This window comes from Eubacterium sp. 3_1_31, assembly GCF_964249515.1.
In the GTDB taxonomy this organism is placed as follows: Bacteria; Bacillota_I; Bacilli_A; order Erysipelotrichales; family Erysipelotrichaceae; genus Longicatena; species Longicatena caecimuris.
Genome location: NZ_CAXUBY010000091.1, coordinates 1 through 2,628 on the forward strand (window position 1 = coordinate 1; position 2,628 = coordinate 2,628).

The window sequence follows — 2,628 nt, forward strand, 5'->3', positions numbered from 1 at the left end:
TTACTAGCACTTGTTTTTGTCATGCTTTTTCAATCTTTTTCAAAAATGCTTGACTTCTTAATAGTTAGCTCCTTATGACATGCCTATACATGATAACGAAACCAAGTACAATTTGCAATCCCTACATGTAAAAAGATGCGTGATCGTAACTATCTTTTGCATTCTATTGCAAAAATAATTACAGATACACACATCTATTATCTTCTAACAGCATTTCAAAATAGATTTCATACGGTAATCTACATGAGTATTCTTATGTTCCTATTTATGTGCTTACCATCTGAATCACAGTCTGTTGTCTATAAGGATTATTTCAGTTATTCTCCATATATACGAAAACCATGGCGCCCATTTCGTTTTCTTGCATACATTGCTTCATCTGCTTTTTGATATAGTGTCATAAAATTATCGCCATGTTCCGGCGCCAAACAAGCTCCCAAACTGGCACTGATCGTTATGCCATCTACATTAAAACTAAGAGCATCGCTTAATTGTTGAAGTTTTTTACGCAAAGCTTCTCGATTGCAAATATCCTTTAAAAATAAGATATATTCATCACCGCCAATACGTGCACACAAGTCATGTGAACGCATTAAGCCGCGTAAGATTTGCGCTACATCACGTAATACTTCATCTCCCTGCATATGCCCCAATTTATCATTTAGCTGTTTGAAATTATCCAGATCCAACATGATCAAAGCATGCAGTTCCTCCTCCTGTTCCTGCAAAATATAATCTACTTTTTCTGCAATTGTCTTACGATTTAACAATCCTGTCAATGAATCACTCTCTAACTCCAACTGCACTTCTAATTCTCGACACTTGATTTTATCAATATCTTGAATCAAAACGAATGCCTTAATATGCTTTGTATAAGGATCTTCCATTAATTGTATTTCCGCTTTAGCCCAATAAATATGTTTTTTTACATCATAACGGCGATGCTCGCAAGTCACGACAAACTTTTTTTGATAGTAACAAGATAACAGATATTGGCGATCAAAGATGGTGAGGTATTTTTTGCGATCTTTTGCATAAACAAAGTTATTTGCCGCATATTGCGCGACAAAAGTAAAAGAACGACGTTTCGCAAATGGAATTTCAGGTATCACCGTGCTTTCCATCACCTCAAGCTGATCTTTGGTAATATCATATTCATAATAAGCAATCGCATTTGCCTTTTGATTTTCAAATATCTGTATCCATCGTTGGTAAGACAACTCCTGATCATATTCTTCCGTATAATCTTCATATGAAATGATAGATGTAACCGGATGTTTTTCCTTATCATATGTTAAAAAATAATGTGCTTTTATCCATGCATAATCGTCTCTGTCTTTTACACGCAATTTAAACATAGCACTTCCTTGTGGCACACCTTCCAGCATTGCATGATAGAACCGCATATATTCCTCTAAGCTTTCCTTTGCGACTAAATTCATGTTTTGCACACATTCCGGGACATTTTTAACTTCTGTATAATCCCCCAATACACGATCATCTGGGTCTCCCATAGACAATGTCTTTGTAGGAATATGATACCGCAACAATGTCTTATTCAACTGTTTCATCGCAATTCGATATTCCTGTTCACTGATACGTAATCTATCCTCAATCAGTTTGCGATCCGTGATATCAAAAACAGCTCCAAAGATATCATTACCTTCATACGCATAACGACATAACACCCATATAATAGAGCCATCTTTCTTAATACAACGATTTTCCTCCTCAAAATAATACGTATCAGAAGCGGTAATTTTATGACTTCTTATATCTTTTAGAAGTTGCATAAATTCATCAGGTAATACAATCTGTTGAATGTCTGAAATAGCATCCGTAGGATCATATCCAAAAGTCTTATTAAAATAAAGATTATGATAAAGTAGTGTCATACTCTCATCCAATGCCGCCTTAAATAAGCCACAAGGGATATTATTCGTTAATTTTTTATTTTGTAGACGATCATAGTTTTGTTTCATTTCAATGGCGAGGATATCATCAATATTCGTCATCAGAAACATTTGCCCAGTAGTTGTGGTCGATATCTTTTGTAGACGATAATATGCATGATGATTTGTTGTTTTTACCAACTGCAAATCAAAAGCTGTTTGTTTTGTATGTGACCAATCACAGAACTGCGAATAATTCACCACAACGTTCTTCATCCTGTTGGTAGAGGGTAATCCTGTTTCACGTTGCATGTAAGATGATAAATATAATATTTCATTTTCTCTATCTACAGCACCCGCATACTTCAGAATTTCCATTTGATGCAATATATCTGTTGAAATTGACATCATTGGCACTTCCCTTCATATAACTTGTGCATTATAACACATTAAAAATAGAAAAAGGAATTTCTAAAACGATTTCTGTATAAGATAAAATGATGATATGTAATCACGAGTGTTCATCTTGTTTTTTTAATGCTTCATACAAAATATTAGAAATAACGAATTGTCAATAACGGCCTTGCACTACGTTTTCCTCAAAATGGAAAGGGGTCCTTTTATGAGGAAAATATTTGGCTTTCTTTCTCGGCTTTCTATCTCTATATAGAAAAAAACCTGTCCTTCTCAGAACAGGTCTTCCTACCTGGCAACGTGCTATCTTTACTGGAGCTCG

Annotated in this window: 1 protein-coding gene; it reads right to left on the reverse strand. The window is 34.8% G+C overall.

The window, feature by feature from the left end:
• Positions 1–317: 317 nt before the first annotated feature.
• The gene (locus tag ACESSZ_RS16325) at positions 318–2,300 is read right to left on the reverse strand and encodes a sensor domain-containing diguanylate cyclase (protein WP_020991055.1); all 1,983 of its coding nucleotides are present in this window, start codon (positions 2,298–2,300) and stop codon (positions 318–320) included.
• Between the last annotated feature and the right edge of the window lie 328 nt (positions 2,301–2,628).